The sequence below is a fragment of the Stenotrophomonas sp. STEN046 genome (assembly GCF_056759755.1).
Genome location: NZ_JBRRDR010000041.1, coordinates 1 through 13,245 on the forward strand (window position 1 = coordinate 1; position 13,245 = coordinate 13,245).

15 protein-coding genes, 1 tRNA gene and 1 pseudogene are annotated in these 13,245 nt (G+C 65.5%); 7 read left to right on the forward strand and 10 right to left on the reverse strand.

Features of this window, described 5'->3' with window-relative positions; translation table 11 throughout:
* Positions 1 to 111: 111 nt before the first annotated feature.
* The 4 genes from ACVOLJ_RS16510 to ACVOLJ_RS16525 form a co-directional block, all read right to left on the reverse strand.
* The gene (locus ACVOLJ_RS16510; protein WP_475278450.1) at positions 112 to 1,656 is read right to left on the reverse strand and encodes a PH domain-containing protein; all 1,545 of its coding nucleotides are present in this window, start codon (positions 1,654 to 1,656) and stop codon (positions 112 to 114) included.
* Positions 1,653 to 2,165, reverse strand: a complete 513-nt coding sequence (locus ACVOLJ_RS16515; RefSeq protein ID WP_475278449.1) for a PH domain-containing protein — start codon at positions 2,163 to 2,165, stop codon at positions 1,653 to 1,655. The genes ACVOLJ_RS16510 and ACVOLJ_RS16515 overlap by 4 nt, the downstream gene beginning before the upstream one ends.
* Positions 2,166 to 2,241: 76 nt before the next feature.
* The gene (ribA, locus tag ACVOLJ_RS16520; protein WP_481564622.1) at positions 2,242 to 3,375 is read right to left on the reverse strand and encodes a GTP cyclohydrolase II RibA; all 1,134 of its coding nucleotides are present in this window, start codon (positions 3,373 to 3,375) and stop codon (positions 2,242 to 2,244) included.
* A gap of 72 nt (positions 3,376 to 3,447) precedes the next feature.
* Positions 3,448 to 4,368, reverse strand: coding sequence for a lauroyl acyltransferase (locus tag ACVOLJ_RS16525; RefSeq protein ID WP_481564623.1), 921 nt, complete (start codon positions 4,366 to 4,368; stop codon positions 3,448 to 3,450).
* A gap of 60 nt (positions 4,369 to 4,428) precedes the next feature.
* Here ACVOLJ_RS16525 and dtd point away from each other — a divergent pair, with 60 nt between their 5' ends.
* From dtd to ACVOLJ_RS16545, 4 genes are all read left to right on the forward strand, one after another.
* Complete coding sequence (gene dtd / locus ACVOLJ_RS16530) at positions 4,429 to 4,869, forward strand: D-aminoacyl-tRNA deacylase (protein WP_481564624.1); 441 nt, start codon at positions 4,429 to 4,431, stop codon at positions 4,867 to 4,869.
* A 90-nt stretch (positions 4,870 to 4,959) separates the two neighbouring features.
* Complete coding sequence (gene rpoD / locus ACVOLJ_RS16535; RefSeq protein WP_481564625.1) at positions 4,960 to 6,810, forward strand: RNA polymerase sigma factor RpoD; 1,851 nt, start codon at positions 4,960 to 4,962, stop codon at positions 6,808 to 6,810.
* A 283-nt stretch (positions 6,811 to 7,093) separates the two neighbouring features.
* On the forward strand, positions 7,094 to 7,399 hold the full coding sequence (locus tag ACVOLJ_RS16540; protein ID WP_481564626.1) for a hypothetical protein: 306 nt from the start codon (positions 7,094 to 7,096) through the stop codon (positions 7,397 to 7,399).
* Positions 7,400 to 7,443: 44 nt separating this feature from the next.
* Positions 7,444 to 7,519, forward strand: a tRNA-Ile gene (locus ACVOLJ_RS16545).
* 90 nt (positions 7,520 to 7,609) lie between these two features.
* Here ACVOLJ_RS16545 and ACVOLJ_RS16550 read toward each other — a convergent pair.
* Positions 7,610 to 8,014, reverse strand: coding sequence for a hypothetical protein (locus tag ACVOLJ_RS16550; RefSeq protein ID WP_481564627.1), 405 nt, complete (start codon positions 8,012 to 8,014; stop codon positions 7,610 to 7,612).
* 319 nt (positions 8,015 to 8,333) lie between these two features.
* Here ACVOLJ_RS16550 and ACVOLJ_RS16555 point away from each other — a divergent pair, with 319 nt between their 5' ends.
* Positions 8,334 to 8,993 (forward strand): hypothetical protein, encoded by a 660-nt coding sequence (locus tag ACVOLJ_RS16555; RefSeq protein WP_481564628.1) that lies wholly within the window; start codon positions 8,334 to 8,336, stop codon positions 8,991 to 8,993.
* 57 nt (positions 8,994 to 9,050) lie between these two features.
* On the opposite strand, the gene ACVOLJ_RS16560 is transcribed toward ACVOLJ_RS16555, so the two are convergent.
* A complete protein-coding gene (locus ACVOLJ_RS16560) occupies positions 9,051 to 9,458 on the reverse strand; it encodes a DUF6326 family protein (protein WP_481564629.1) in 408 nt (135 codons plus the stop codon).
* 23 nt (positions 9,459 to 9,481) lie between these two features.
* Positions 9,482 to 10,180: pseudogene (locus ACVOLJ_RS16565) on the reverse strand (DUF4386 domain-containing protein).
* Between the two features lie 161 nt (positions 10,181 to 10,341).
* Here ACVOLJ_RS16565 and ACVOLJ_RS16570 point away from each other — a divergent pair.
* Both ACVOLJ_RS16570 and ACVOLJ_RS16575 read left to right on the forward strand, forming a co-directional pair.
* Positions 10,342 to 11,010, forward strand: a complete 669-nt coding sequence (locus tag ACVOLJ_RS16570) for a hypothetical protein (RefSeq protein WP_481564630.1) — start codon at positions 10,342 to 10,344, stop codon at positions 11,008 to 11,010.
* A gap of 62 nt (positions 11,011 to 11,072) precedes the next feature.
* On the forward strand, positions 11,073 to 11,471 hold the full coding sequence (locus ACVOLJ_RS16575) for a hypothetical protein (RefSeq protein WP_481564631.1): 399 nt from the start codon (positions 11,073 to 11,075) through the stop codon (positions 11,469 to 11,471).
* 17 nt (positions 11,472 to 11,488) lie between these two features.
* Here the strand turns inward: ACVOLJ_RS16575 and ACVOLJ_RS16580 are convergent, their stop codons facing one another.
* The 3 genes from ACVOLJ_RS16580 to ACVOLJ_RS16590 all read right to left on the reverse strand — a co-directional run bounded on the left by ACVOLJ_RS16580 (position 11,489) and on the right by ACVOLJ_RS16590 (position 13,115).
* On the reverse strand, positions 11,489 to 11,878 hold the full coding sequence (locus ACVOLJ_RS16580; protein WP_481564632.1) for a DoxX family protein: 390 nt from the start codon (positions 11,876 to 11,878) through the stop codon (positions 11,489 to 11,491).
* Between the two features lie 122 nt (positions 11,879 to 12,000).
* The gene (locus ACVOLJ_RS16585) at positions 12,001 to 12,321 is read right to left on the reverse strand and encodes a hypothetical protein (protein ID WP_481564633.1); all 321 of its coding nucleotides are present in this window, start codon (positions 12,319 to 12,321) and stop codon (positions 12,001 to 12,003) included.
* Between the two features lie 149 nt (positions 12,322 to 12,470).
* The gene (locus ACVOLJ_RS16590) at positions 12,471 to 13,115 is read right to left on the reverse strand and encodes a glutathione S-transferase family protein (protein ID WP_481564634.1); all 645 of its coding nucleotides are present in this window, start codon (positions 13,113 to 13,115) and stop codon (positions 12,471 to 12,473) included.
* Between the last annotated feature and the right edge of the window lie 130 nt (positions 13,116 to 13,245).

Genomic DNA, 13,245 nt, shown 5'->3' on the forward strand with positions numbered 1-13,245 from the left:
CTGTGCTTTGGTGGGGTGGGGGGCGCCGTGGGGGGGGACTTCCTCTAATCGGCGCGGTCGCGGGGCGGGGGGCGGGCCACTACCCGCATCACGGCCGGAGCCAACCACGCCTCACCAGCGCAGCTTGCGCCGCGCCAGCGCGGTGGCCAGTTCGCCCATCACCGCGTGCGCCTGTGCAACGGGCAGATAGTGTAGCGCCAGCGCCACATCGCCATGCGCACCGGCGGTGTCCAGCTGCAGGCTGGCGGTGCCCAGCAGCCTGTCCAGCGGTGATCGCTGCAGGCGCAGGCCCTGCACTTTGTCCAGCTCGGCCCAGCGCCACCAGCGTTTCCACCAACCGCCACGCACGGCCACGAACTGGCCATCCAGGTGCCAGCCGATGCGCGCCATCTGCCGGTGTGCGATCAGCAGGCTGATCGGCAACCAGGCCAGGACGAGGGTGCCCCACGGGCCCCAGCGCCAATACATGGCCACGCTCAGCAGCGGTACCAGCAGCAATGAGCCCATGCACAGGCGCCACCAGCCGCGCTGGGGGATGGCCTGCCAGTGCGCGGGTGGCCACTGCACCTGCGGCAGCAGGCGTTGCACCAGCCCTTCGCAGGTGCTGGCCGCGGCCAGTGGTGCCAGTTCGCGTAGGGCGCGGTCATCGTCGCGGGAGGGGCCGCCGGCTGCGCTGTCGATGCGCAGCTGGCGCAGCCCGAACCAGCGCTGCAGGGTACTTTCGCGCAGCGTCCAGGCCTGGATGCGGCGCCGTGCCACGCTGCTGCGGGTGCGGCTGAGCAGGCCGGTGGACACGGTCAGCCGCCGCTCGCGCTCGCTGAGGGTGAAGCCGTGGTAACGCAGCAGGGTCAGGACCACCGAGAGCACGCGCAGGGCCAGCCAACCCAGCAGCAGGGCCGCGGCCAGCAACACCAGGCCGCCGGTCATCCCCATGTGCAGATGGCTGGCATAGCCGAAGGCTTCGCGCCCGCCGCGCTGGATGGCGTCGTCCATCACCGGCCGTGGCACCGTCTGGAACAGGACGCCGAAGGCGGCGATCGCCAGCGCCCAGCCGCGGTTGGACAGCAGGCCCATGCGCAACACGTCCCAGCCGGACAGGCGCAGCAGCACCTGTTCGTTGTCATCCGCGCCAGGGGACGCCACCGCGTCATCGGCGGCGGCAACCGCCTGTGGCGCCTGTCCGCGCTGGCGCACCAGCTGTTCCAGGGCCAGCGCCTGGTCCAGCCGCAGCACGCGCATCTCCGCTTCCGGACGCACGCCACCGGCCGATTCCAGGCGCAGTTCGGCAACACCGAACAGGCGATGCAGCGGGTTCTGTCGTACTTCCACGTTGTGGATGCGGGCGAACGGAATCTCGCGCCGGTTGCGCGCCAGCAGGCCGCTGCGCACGGTGATCGCATCGCTGCCGATGCGATAGCGGTAACTGAGGTACTGCAGCACCGACACCAGCACCAGCGCGGCGATGGCGCCCAACGGGATCAGCTGCGCCCACATCGGGTCGCGGTCACTGCGTTGGCCAAACACCAGCAGTGCGACCAGAGGCAGGAAATAGTGGCGCAACTGCATGAGCAGTACGAACAGCCACGACCACGGATGCAGGCGGTGCTCTTGGCCGCCATCGGGCAGTGCGGGCGGCAGGGGCGGCGGCTGGCTCACAGGGCGTCGGCGTCCTGGTCGAGCTGATGGGCCAGGGTGTCACGCAGGCGTTCGGCGTCAGCTTCGTCCAGCCCGTTGACGGTGACCGCGCTGAGGCGGGTGCCGGCGGTATGCACGATCAGCGTGGCCAGCCGCGCGCGTCGTTCCAGCGGCCCGCGGCGCAGGTCCAGGTGCTGCACGCGCGAAATGGGAATGCGGGTTTCCAGTTGCCACATCAGGTCGCGGCGCAGGCCCAGGCCCTGTGCGTCAAGTCGCCAGCGCGTGCGCGAGGTGCGACGGTGGCCGATCCAGCCGCCGAAGGCCAGGCCGGCCAGCAGACCCAATGCCGCGCCCCACAGGCCGCCGGGAAGATCGAAGAACCACCAGGCCGCCGCCAGCGGCGTGCCGGGAATGAACAGCCCGCCAAACGCACCCTCCAGTGCCGCCAGCCGGGCGGCGCGCCGTGGCAAGGGCTGCCAGAGGTCGAGGGAAACTTCGGTGGCAGCAGCAGGCAAGGGCAGTTCGGTCACGCGGGCGTCCGTCAGGCAGCAGGGCGGGCAGGCGCGGTGGTGACCGCACCGCGCAGACGTTAGCAGGTCGGCCGGCTTACTGGGCGGCCTGGATCAGCGCGTCGACATCCAGCAGGTGGCCTGCACGGTCGGCCTTGGTGCGCAGGTAATGCTCGTTCTCGGCGGTGATCTCGCCGGTCACCGGAATGCAGTCCAGCACTTCGATACCGGCGTTGCGCAGGCGCTGCGCCTTGGTCGGGTTGTTGCTGAGCAGCGCGACCCGCGACACACCCAGCCCGCGCAGCATCGCCACCGCACTGCCGTAACGCCGCTCATCGGCACCGAAGCCCAGCTGCGCATCGGCGTCGATGGTGTCCAGGCCGTCGTGCTGGTAGCCATAGGCGCGCATCTTCGCGGCGATGCCGGTGCCGCGGCCTTCCTGGTCCAGGTACAGCAGCACACCGCCGCCGAGTTCCTTCAGCTTGCGCAGGCCGCGCCGCAGCTGGTCGCCGCAGTCGCACTTGAGTGAACCGAACAGGTCGCCGGTGAGGCAGGACGAATGCACGCGCACCGGCACCACGGCAGACAGATCCGGTTCGCCGACGATGATCGCGACCTGGTCACGCTGGGCCACGCCGCCACGGAACACCGCGAAGGTGGTCATGCCGACATCGCGCAGCGGCACCGGCGAGCGCGCCACCAGCTCGTAATCGTGCGCGGCATGGGCGGCACCTTCGGCCAGATCGCAGAGGCCGACCTCGCTGGCACCCTCGAAGGTGGCATCGTCAGCCTCCAGCCGCACGGCCACCATCGCTGGCAGCAGCAGGCCCAGCCGGGCCAGTTCGACCGCGCCGGCATCGAAGGCATCGCCTGCACTCCAGCCGGCAGGCATCGGCCCGGGTTCGCGCAGGTAGCCGAGCGAGGGCAGGGTATCGAAGGCGATGCCGGCCAACGGCAGCCGCGCGCCGTCGGGCGCTTCCACGCCCAGCACGCGGGCGCGGGTGGCGGTGAGATACAGGTAATGGCGCTGGCGTGCGGCGCTGGCGAAGGCGGCGAAGCCGCTGGCGGTGGCACTGTCCAGTGCGATCACCGCCAGGCGCTGGCCGTGGCCATCGTGGAGCAGCACCGGGCGACCGGCACGCAGTTCGGCGACCGCGCGCTCGCAACGGATCGCGGCCGGATCACCGAACAGGAGAGAAGCAGACATGGCAGGACCGGGGGAGGCGGACATCGGTGTCTCTATGGGGGCGCCAGCGTCGTATTCAACGTGCTGCGGCGGTCTGTCGCAGGCCGGGCAAAGCGGTCAGTGCGGGTGTTCTTCGGTCGCGTACGGGTCTTCCTCGCCGCTGCCCGGTGGCCGCAGCGTATAGCGCTTGTAGGTCCACTGGTACTGGGTGGGGTCGCGGCGGGCGATGCGTTCGATGCCGGCATTGAGCGCGGTGGCGGCCACCTGCGGGTCCGGGTCGGCCACGGCCGGGTCGGTCGGTTCGATGTGCAGGGCGAATTCCATGTCCGGGCCGATCCGCTCGCACCAGCCGTACAGCACGATGGCGCCGGTGCGCTCGGCCAGGCGGTTGACCAGGGTCATGGTCAGCGCCTGCACGCCGAAGAACGGGACGAACACGCCGTCGCCGGCCTTGGGCTGCTGGTCGGGCAGGATGCCGGTGGCGCCGCCGTCCTTGAGCACCTTGAACAGCTGGCGCACCGCCGGGCCTTCGGCGCGCACCTGCTGCACGTTCTGGCCGCCGCGCACGATCTGCAGGAAGGCGTCGCTGGCTTCGTCTTCCGGCGGCTTGTAGACGATGGCGATCTGCCCGCGCGAGGCCAGCCACTGGTTCAGCAGTTCCCAGTTGCCGAAGTGCGGGGCCGCCACGATCACGCCCCGACCACTGGCCAGGGCCGCGTCGTACAGCGCCTGGCCATGCTGCTGCTTCAGGTGCAGGCGCAGGTTGTCGGCCGGCGAGCGGCTCCACAGGCGCAGGGTCTCGATGGCCTGCAGCGCGGTGGAGCGCAGCAGCTCGCGCTGCAGGCGCTCGCGTGCAGGGCCATCCAGTTCGGGGTAGGCCAGTTCCAGATTGCGGCGGGTGACGCGGGCCTCGCGGGCGTCCAGGCGGACCCAGGTCCACGCCAGGGCATGCGCGAACCCCCGCAGCAACGGCCAGGGCAGACGGGCGAACAGGGTGGTGGCGCGGTAGACCAGCCGGGCTTTGCGGTGTGGATTCATCGGCCCCAGTTTAGCCAAGGGCGCTGCTATCGTGGCCGGCCCTTGCCTGGAAGCCTGCCGATGCTCGTCCTGATTCAACGTGTCAGCCAGGCCGCCGTGCGGGTGGACGACGAAGTGGTGGGGCAGATCGGCCCCGGGCTGCTGGCCCTGGTGGGCATGGAACCCGGCGATACCGAGGCGAACCTGCAGCGCATGGCCGAACGCGTGCTTGGCTACCGTGTATTTGCAGATGAGGCCGGCCGGATGAACCGCTCACTGCGTGACACCGGTGGTGGGCTGCTGCTGGTCAGCCAGTTCACCCTGGCGGCGGACACCCGTTCGGGCATGCGGCCCAGCTTCACCAGCGCCGCCGCGCCGGACGAGGCTGAACGCGGGTTCAATCGATTTGTCGGTATCTGTCGTGAAAATCATGCAGCGGGGGTGGAAACGGGCCGATTCGGTGCCCATATGGTCGTCAGCCTGGTCAATGACGGTCCCGTGACCTTCCTCCTCAGGCCCTAGGCCGCCGGGACCACCGCCCGGCAGGCCGGGCCCCGGGCTGGTATAATGCTACGTTCCCTATTTCCCCCTAGCCGGTGGCGCGAGCACTACATGGCCAACGAACGTCCTGCCCAATCCGAAATCAAGCAACTGATCAGCAAGGGCCTGGAACAGGGCTACCTGACCTATGCCGAAGTCAATGACCATCTGCCCGACGACATGGTCGACCCGGAACAGATCGAAGACATCATCGGCATGATCAACGGCATGGGCATTGATGTCCATGAAGTTGCTCCGGATGTGGAAACCCTGCTTCTCAACGACGGCAACACGGGCAACCGTGAGGTCGACGACACTGCAGCCGAAGAAGCTGCCGCCGCGCTGAGCGCGCTCGATACCGAAGGTGGCCGTACCACCGACCCGGTGCGCATGTACATGCGCGAAATGGGCACCGTCGAGCTGCTGACCCGCGAAGGCGAAATCGCCATCGCCAAGCGCATCGAAGAAGGCCTGTCCCAGGTCCAGGCCGCACTCGGCCAGTTCCCGGTGTCGGTCGAATCGCTGCTGTCCGATTACGAAGCGCACAAGGAAGGCCGCAAGCGCCTTGCCGAAGTGATCGTCGGCTTCAACGATCTGTCTGAAGAAGTGCCGGCCCCGGCGGCTGCCGTGGCCGATGACGCCGACGACAGCGATGACGATGCCGACGAGGAAGATGACGACGTCGACGGCGGTGAAGAAGAAGCCGGCCCGACCGGTCCGGATCCGGAGGAAGTCGCAGCGCGCATGCTGGCGCTGAGCGACGCTCTGGCCGCGTTCAAGAAGGCTGTTGCCAAGGGCGACAAGAAGCAGCTGGCCAAGCTCCGCGAGGAGATGTCGGCGGTGTTCGTCACCCTGAAGCTGCCGCTGCCGCTGACCGACGTGCTGACCAAGCAGCTGCGCGACACCATGGGCAGCGTCAAGGCCCACGAGCGTCGCGTGCTGAACCTGGCCACCGTCACTGCACGTATGCCGCGCAAGGACTTCATCCGTTCCTGGGAAGGCAACCAGACCAACCTGGAATGGGTGGAAGACGCACTGAAGCGCAAGCAGAAGTGGTCCTCGGCGCTGCGTGAGGTGAAGGACCAGATCGTGTCCGAGCAGCAGGCCACCATCGATATCGAGAAGGTGACCCTGCTGGACCTGGACGAGCTGAAGGAACTCAGCCGTGCCATGGCCTATGGTGAAGCCAAGGCGCGCAAGGCCAAGAAGGAAATGGTCGAGGCCAACCTGCGCCTGGTCATCTCCATTGCCAAGAAGTACACCAACCGCGGCCTGCAGTTCCTGGACCTGATCCAGGAAGGCAACATCGGCCTGATGAAGGCGGTGGACAAGTTCGAATACCGTCGCGGTTACAAGTTCTCCACGTATGCGACCTGGTGGATCCGCCAGGCCATCACCCGTTCGATCGCCGACCAGGCGCGCACCATCCGTATTCCGGTGCACATGATCGAAACGATCAACAAGTTGAACCGCATTTCCCGCCAGATGCTCCAGCAGTACGGCCGCGAGGCTACGCCGGAGGAGCTGGCCAAGGAAATGGACATGCCGGAAGACAAGATCCGCAAGGTGATGAAGATCGCCAAGGAGCCGATCTCGATGGAAACCCCGATCGGCGACGACGAGGATTCCCATCTGGGCGACTTCATCGAGGACACCAATGTGGAGTCCCCGATCGAGAACACCACCAACATCAACTTGTCTGAAACCGTGCGCGACGTGCTGGCTGGCCTCACCCCGAGGGAAGCCAAGGTGCTGCGCATGCGCTTCGGCATCGACATGAACACCGACCACACCCTTGAGGAAGTCGGCAAGCAGTTCGACGTGACCCGCGAGCGCATCCGCCAGATCGAAGCGAAGGCCCTGCGCAAGCTGCGTCACCCGAGCCGTTCGGAGCAGCTGCGCAGCTTCCTGGATATCGACTGATCGCCAGGTAGTGCCGAGCCATGCTCGGCAACTGCTTCTGTCTGGAAAAACCCCGCTTCGGCGGGGTTTTTCTTTGGGGCTTCCGGGGCATGCCCGATGGGTCTGCCCGATGACGCATCTGCCGTTTGAATTCTTCCTGCAGCCGCCGCACTCTGGCCGCGCAGGTGCTCAACACATCTCGTAGGCGAGCCGGGCAACACCGGCATCGATGCAGGCGCGCAGCAGGCCACGTGTACGACGTGCGCCTTGCTGCATGGATCGGTTGTGCATCTGGAGCTTCGCCATGAATGATGTTGGACACGATGTAGCAGGTAGCACCCTTCCCGACTTTCCAGCGCTGCTGGACTGGGATGAAGTGATGCAGGACGAACGGGAGGATCGGCTGGGGTTCGCCCGGCGCGCCACCTTCGCGGTTCTTACCCAGTCTGGTGCGGGGCTGGTGGAAGGTTTTTGCGGGGGAAACCAGCCGGGATTGGAGGGAGCCCGACGTGCGGTTGCGCTGTTCCAGGCGCACCTGCAGCAGATGGCACACTTTGCTGAAATTGCAGAGGCGCGGTTGGAGCGTGTGGCGAGGGCGCTGGCAGGCTGAGTAGCCGTGCGGGGGCGGGCTCCACTACACTGTGCAGCTGCGCCGGGCCTATAGCTCAACGGTTAGAGCAGGGGACTCATAATCCCTTGGTTCCAGGTTCGAATCCTGGTGGGCCCACCATCCGCCATTAGAGAATGAACGATGGGGTTGCCGCTCTATGCGCGCGCGCATGAGTGGCTTCCATTTGCCAGGGACGCCTGGCCAAAAGATCTAGTCCTTGGGCACGTAATAGCATTCCTTGAGTTCCCCGTTTTCAGACAGGCCCAGGGCGACAAAAATATCGTCTTTGTGGTTGCCAGATTCACTGGCCAGGTCGATATCTACCCACACCACGGGTATGGGCTCGAAGCGATACTCCTTGAAGATCTGCCAGCGCGGCTGTTTGTAGGGCTTGGCCTTCCACGCAACAACGCGCAGATCCCTCTGCATCAAGCCGGACCTGAAATCGTCATTGTTTTTTCGGTCCGCAGCGATTTCGTTGGGATTCCTGTGCTCATTCTGCCGCCATGCCTTCTTATCCTTGGCCAGCAGTGCAGCGGAGAGCTTCTCCATATGATCGACCGTTGCTTGGCTAAGGGCTTCTGACAGGTCCTTGATTTCGTATGTCGTTTCCATTCTCAGATGTTATGTCGTTATCGCAGGATAGGGTCAAGCGTGGAGGCTTAGGGAGCAGCTACCGTTGCCGGTGCCACCGTTCCTCTGAATCGGCGGAATAGATGCTATTGGACTTCACGCTTTGCCCCAGACGTATCACGGTGAACTGTCCGTCATTGCCGGAGCATCTGCGCGGGACCGCAGATGTTTGTCTGGTGAATGGACATGTACCTTCCTTGGGTTTGCAGTGATTCACTGCCAATAGTGCCGGACCCCTACTTGATGCGCACCACGCTGACGTACGCTTCCCGGTAGATTCCGCAACGCAAGGACGCATGCAATGCCGGCACCCGCACATTCGCGCTTGATCACCGCAGCGGCCAGAACCCATCTCCGCCCCCTGGGCTGTGTGCAGAAAGGGCGCTCCAGAATCTGGCTGGACGATCAGGGCTGGTGGCTTGGCGTGGTTGAATTCCAGCCGTCTTCGTGGAGCAAAGGAAGCTATCTGAACGTTGGGGCGTGCTTCCTCTGGAATGAGAAGGACTTCCTGTCATTCGATGCCGGCCACAGGGTCGAGGGTTTCCACGAATTCACCAGTGACGCGCAGTTCGCGGTGGCGGCGACGTTCCTGGCCGAACGCGCGGGGCAGGAGGTACTCGCATTGCGGGAGCGCTTCGCATTGGCCTCGCATGTGCAGGCTTGGATGGCGGCCAATGCAGGCCAGTCGATATGGAATCTCTACCACGCTGCAGTTGCGGCAGGCGTTTCAGGTGCGATCGACCAGAGCAGGCACCTGTTCGGACAGGTGATCGCCAATCCGGACGACGCGCCGTGGGCGATCAACCTCAAGCACCGATGCGAGGCGCTTCGCTGCAGTCTGCAGAACGAGGCTGAATTCGAAGCAGAGATCGCCAGCATGATCACGCGGACCCGGCGTCAGCTGGGGCTTGCCGAACATGTGCAGGCAATGACCGGTTGGCTGCGACAGCCCGATTCGTAAGACGGGTTCAAGGCAGGCGCCTGTCAGCTGGCGGCGGCACCAGGGCCAACGTGAATGTCACTCCCGCGGCCACCGCCACGCCACTAGGCAGATGGCCAGCGTAAGCCCGATTTCGATCACCCCCAGCGTGATGTAGAACCACCAGGCGCCCGGCATGGTCAGCACCATGATCGCGGTGTAGAACAGGCCGAACAGGATGTTCAGCCACCGCGTCAGCCGCGCCGGTGCGAGCAGCGATACCGCCACCATCAGACCGGGGATGGCCAGCATCAGCGCCGTGGCAACCAGCGTGCTCTCGCTGACCGGGCCAATCGGGCCTGCGCCATTGATCATGCCCTGCAGTTTGCCGGGCACGTACAGGCCGAAGTAATCGCCGTAGATGTAGCAGAACATCAGTGCCGCCCACAGCGCGGACAGCCTGAAACGGACGTGGATGCGGATGTCGTGCAGCGCGCCGGATGCCATCGGGAAGTCCTCGGAAGAGAGCGTCAGATCGTCGTGCGCACGCGTGTACGCACACCGACCACCAGCAGCCACAGGCAGATGCCAATTTCGCCCAACGACGCGGGCGCGGTGGCATAGTTGGAGACGGCCATCCCGGCATAGCCGGGAATCAGCAGTTTGCCAAACACATTGGCCGCATAGCCCAGGCAACCCAGCATCAGCAGTACCCCAAAGACCTTCGGCAGCACGCCGGATTTGAAGACCAGCCAGCCGAACGGCAGCAGCCACAGCCCCCAGAACAATGATGCGATGTGGATGCCGTTGCTCCAGGATTACAGCGACTGCAGGGCCATCGCATTGCGCACGTCGGGGCCAACCAGTGCGCTGAAACGCGTATCGGTCAGTACGGCCAACGCATCCAGCCGATGGCTCGCCGCTACCAGTGCGATGGGTACGGCGGTGACAGCAAAGGCAACCATCGCCACCGCCATGGGGCGATGCACGTGCTGCAGCAGGCGGAACAGGATCAGGGGCAGCAGCAGGAAGGCGACCTGCTCGACCACGAAGGCGGCAACGCCCCACTGGAACAGCTGCTGGTGGGCAACCAGGTTGCCCAGCATCGCCTGCGGCTCACCCACCACGCGCAGCTGTGCAGGCACATAGCCCAGGCTGAAGATGCCGGTGACCACCACCAGCAGGTAGACCGCCTCCGCGCTGCGGCTGATTGCACGTTCCGTTGCCATGTCCGGTACCCGCACAGGCCCAGAAGGTGGGCCGCCCGCACGCTACGAGAAGCATCGGCGGGCAGTGACTGCCAGAAGTCAGGGGGACACCTGGGGCATCACCGGTGCCGGCCCCCCGCCGTGATCCGGGCTTCACGCTTTGCAGGCTATCCACTGCGGGCATGGACCTCATACGACTGCTGCGATCGCTGGAAGAATTCCTGTACGAGCTGGTCGGTTGGCTCGTTTTCTACCCCAGGACCTTCTGGCGCGTTCTGGTCCACCCAGGCCAGGTTGCTGTGTATGTCCGCAGCGAGCTCGGCAAGGACCCGGACCAGCGGTTCTCCGATGCGATCAGCCCCGTGTTGATGTTGATCCTCTCGGTGGCCCTCGCCCATGCACTGGAAATGACGCTGCGCATGGCATCGCCCAAGCTCACCACCCCGGTGGGGCAACTGCTCTTCGACAGCGAGCAGGGACTGCTGCTGACACGTTCGGCGGTGTTCTGCGTGTATGCGCTGGGTGCGGCGCTGGGCACGCTGCGTCGCCAGCGCTTGCCGGTCAATCGCGAGACCCTGCGCGAGCCCTTCTCCATCCAGGCCTTCATTGCCTGCCCCTTCGTGGTGGGCCTGGCGTTGGAGCAGGCGGCGGCGTCCTCTCCGGCCCAGACCGGCCCGTTCACCGCCCCCACCATCGGGGCGCTGGCGGTGATCTGGTACCTGTGGGCCCGTACGCGGGCATTCGTCGCCTTGAATGGAGGATCGGCGCTGCGTGCGCTTGCCTCTGTGATGGTGTCCTTCCTGCTGACGACCACGGCCATTCTGGCGCTGTTTGCTGCCATCGTCCTGTAGCCGCTTCATCGCGGCTCACTTCACGCTACCCTGCCCGTGCCCGCACAGGAACGGAGAACGCGATGACACACCACGGCAGCATGACCAGGACGCTCTACATCGCAGGGGCGGCAGCGATGCTGATCAGCCTGTTGGCGTGGTCGGTGGAATGGAGCGGGCTGGCCTACGTGTGCCCGTATTGCCGCGTGCAGCGCACGGTCATCGGGGTGTTGGGTGTGCTGACCCTGTTCGCGCGGCCAGGTGGGATCGTAGTGCCTTGGCTTGCGTACACCAGCGGTGGCTTCGCGTTCGTGGTGGCAGCGATGCAGCACTTCAACGGTTGGAAACGCATCTCCGCCGGCAGCTTCAGCCTCAACGAGCAGTGGTACATCGACCCGTGGCTGTTGTCGGGCGGCGCGATGCTGCTGATGGTGGCGCAGCTGATGCTGGTGCAGGCCGCGTGCCGGCGAACAACGCGCTGAGCACTACGCGCTGACTGCTACCGGCGGCGCCGGCCATCCAGGCTGTAGCGCCCCGCGCCGGTGCATGCCAGCAGCAGGAATCCACCGGCCAGGCCCATGTTCTTCAGGAACATGATCTGCTGGGTCTGGTCGGCCAGGTTGTGGTGGAACACAACGGCGGTGACCAGACTGAAGCCTGCCAGCACGATGGCGACGGCGCGGGTCTGGAAGCCGAACAGGATGCACAGCCCGCTGAGGATCTCGAAGGCGATGGTCGGCCACAGCAAGATGCCGGGCACACCGGTGGCTTCCATGTAGCTCTGCGTGCCGGCCAGATTGCCGAGCTTGCCCAGCCCGGAGACCAGGAACAGCAGCATCAGCAGTACGCGTGCGGCGAGGTAGGCAAGGGAGTGCTGTGAAGTGCTCACATCGGCGTCCTCAGGTGGGCGGGCATTGGCGGGCCATTACCACTCCCGTACCCGTCGCCGGGCATGGCAACAGCGATCGGAGCCGATTGCAGGTGAAGCTGGTGTATAGAGCGCAGGCGCGCTCAGTCAAAGGCCCGTTGCGCTTCTTCGGCAGGAACGGCCACGGCATCACCTCGCCGGATCAGTTCATCGAAATCCACGGCCTGTGCGGCCAGTGCATCGTGCGCATCGAAATCCCACTTCTGCCGGTACTCGCGTGCCAGCAGATCGCAGACCGCTTTGGCTTTGCTGTAGCTGTCCGAGCTCTCTTTGCGGTCCATCAACTGGTCACGATGGATCTGGCACAGCGTCAGCTGGTGCGCATCTTCGGATCGCTCGCGTTCCCAGGTGATGTCGGGAAGGGCGGAGAGTGCGGAGGCAAGCGCGATGGCAACGAGGGGCATGATCCGGTTCCGGGCGAGGGCGAGACTGGAGCGTAGGTGATGGTGGTTGGCCAGGGGCGTGCCGCGCGACGGCTGTTTTAGGGGGTGTTCACCATTCGCTGGGGAATGGTTGTCGGGCGTTGATGGCGCTCTCCACGCATGGCGTGTAGCTACTGGTTCTGGAACACCGCCAGTTGCGCAGCGAATGCGCGCTGGTAGGCCGGGCGGGCGGTTGCGCGGGCGACGTAGGCGGCGAGCCGTGGGTACTCATTCACGATGCCGCTGCTGTGCAGCCGCAGCAGCACCGACACCATCAGCAGATCGCCAGCGCTGAAGGAACCGTCCAGCCACTGCGCCTCTCCCAGTCGCGCGGACAACTGCCCGAGGCGCTGCCGTACGCGCCCATCCAGCATCACCAACCGCTCTGCGTACCACGGCTGATCACGCTCCAGCACCCATGCCATCGAGCGTTCGACAATGGGCGGTTCGACGGTGTTCAACGCCGCGAACATCCAGGCGATTGCACGCATGCGCTCATCAGCACGGGTGGGTAGCAGTGTGCCTGGATGCTGTTCGGCCAGATGCAGAATGATCGCGCCGGATTCGAACAACACGAGATCGCCTTCTTCGTAAGTGGGAATCTGCCCGAACGGGTGCAGGGCGAGATGCGCCGGTTGCTTCATTTCGGCGAAGGACAGCAGGCGCACGCTGTAAGGCAGACCCAGCTCTTCCAGCGCCCAGCGCACGCGCATGTCGCGGGCCAGGCCCTGACCGCGGTCGGGGGAGGTGGCAAAGGCGGTCAGGGTCGGTTGCATGGGAACTCCATCAGGGTGGGCGGACGGGCTGCTTTCCTCATTCGACGATTCGCGGCAGCGGGAATCGACATCTGCACCTTCAACGGCATCTGGCCCGCCCGGCGGACAACGGGCGCTGCTAGAATCCGCC

Bases quoted from the DNA above. Each gene is read 5' to 3' on its own strand.
- ACVOLJ_RS16570 (WP_481564630.1), top strand. From the start codon at position 10,342: ATGGACCTCATACGACTGCTGCGATCGCTGGAAGAATTCCTGTACGAG.
- ACVOLJ_RS16585 (WP_481564633.1), bottom strand. From the start codon at position 12,321: ATGCCCCTCGTTGCCATCGCGCTTGCCTCCGCACTCTCCGCCCTTCCC.
- ACVOLJ_RS16575 (WP_481564631.1), top strand. From the start codon at position 11,073: ATGACACACCACGGCAGCATGACCAGGACGCTCTACATCGCAGGGGCG.
- ACVOLJ_RS16525 (WP_481564623.1), bottom strand. From the start codon at position 4,368: ATGAATCCACACCGCAAAGCCCGGCTGGTCTACCGCGCCACCACCCTG.
- ACVOLJ_RS16590 (WP_481564634.1), bottom strand. From the start codon at position 13,115: ATGCAACCGACCCTGACCGCCTTTGCCACCTCCCCCGACCGCGGTCAG.
- ACVOLJ_RS16540 (WP_481564626.1), top strand. From the start codon at position 7,094: ATGAATGATGTTGGACACGATGTAGCAGGTAGCACCCTTCCCGACTTT.
- ACVOLJ_RS16555 (WP_481564628.1), top strand. From the start codon at position 8,334: ATGCCGGCACCCGCACATTCGCGCTTGATCACCGCAGCGGCCAGAACC.
- dtd (WP_481564624.1), top strand. From the start codon at position 4,429: ATGCTCGTCCTGATTCAACGTGTCAGCCAGGCCGCCGTGCGGGTGGAC.
- ACVOLJ_RS16560 (WP_481564629.1), bottom strand. From the start codon at position 9,458: ATGGCATCCGGCGCGCTGCACGACATCCGCATCCACGTCCGTTTCAGG.
- ACVOLJ_RS16550 (WP_481564627.1), bottom strand. From the start codon at position 8,014: ATGGAAACGACATACGAAATCAAGGACCTGTCAGAAGCCCTTAGCCAA.
- ribA (WP_481564622.1), bottom strand. From the start codon at position 3,375: ATGTCCGCCTCCCCCGGTCCTGCCATGTCTGCTTCTCTCCTGTTCGGT.
- rpoD (WP_481564625.1), top strand. From the start codon at position 4,960: ATGGCCAACGAACGTCCTGCCCAATCCGAAATCAAGCAACTGATCAGC.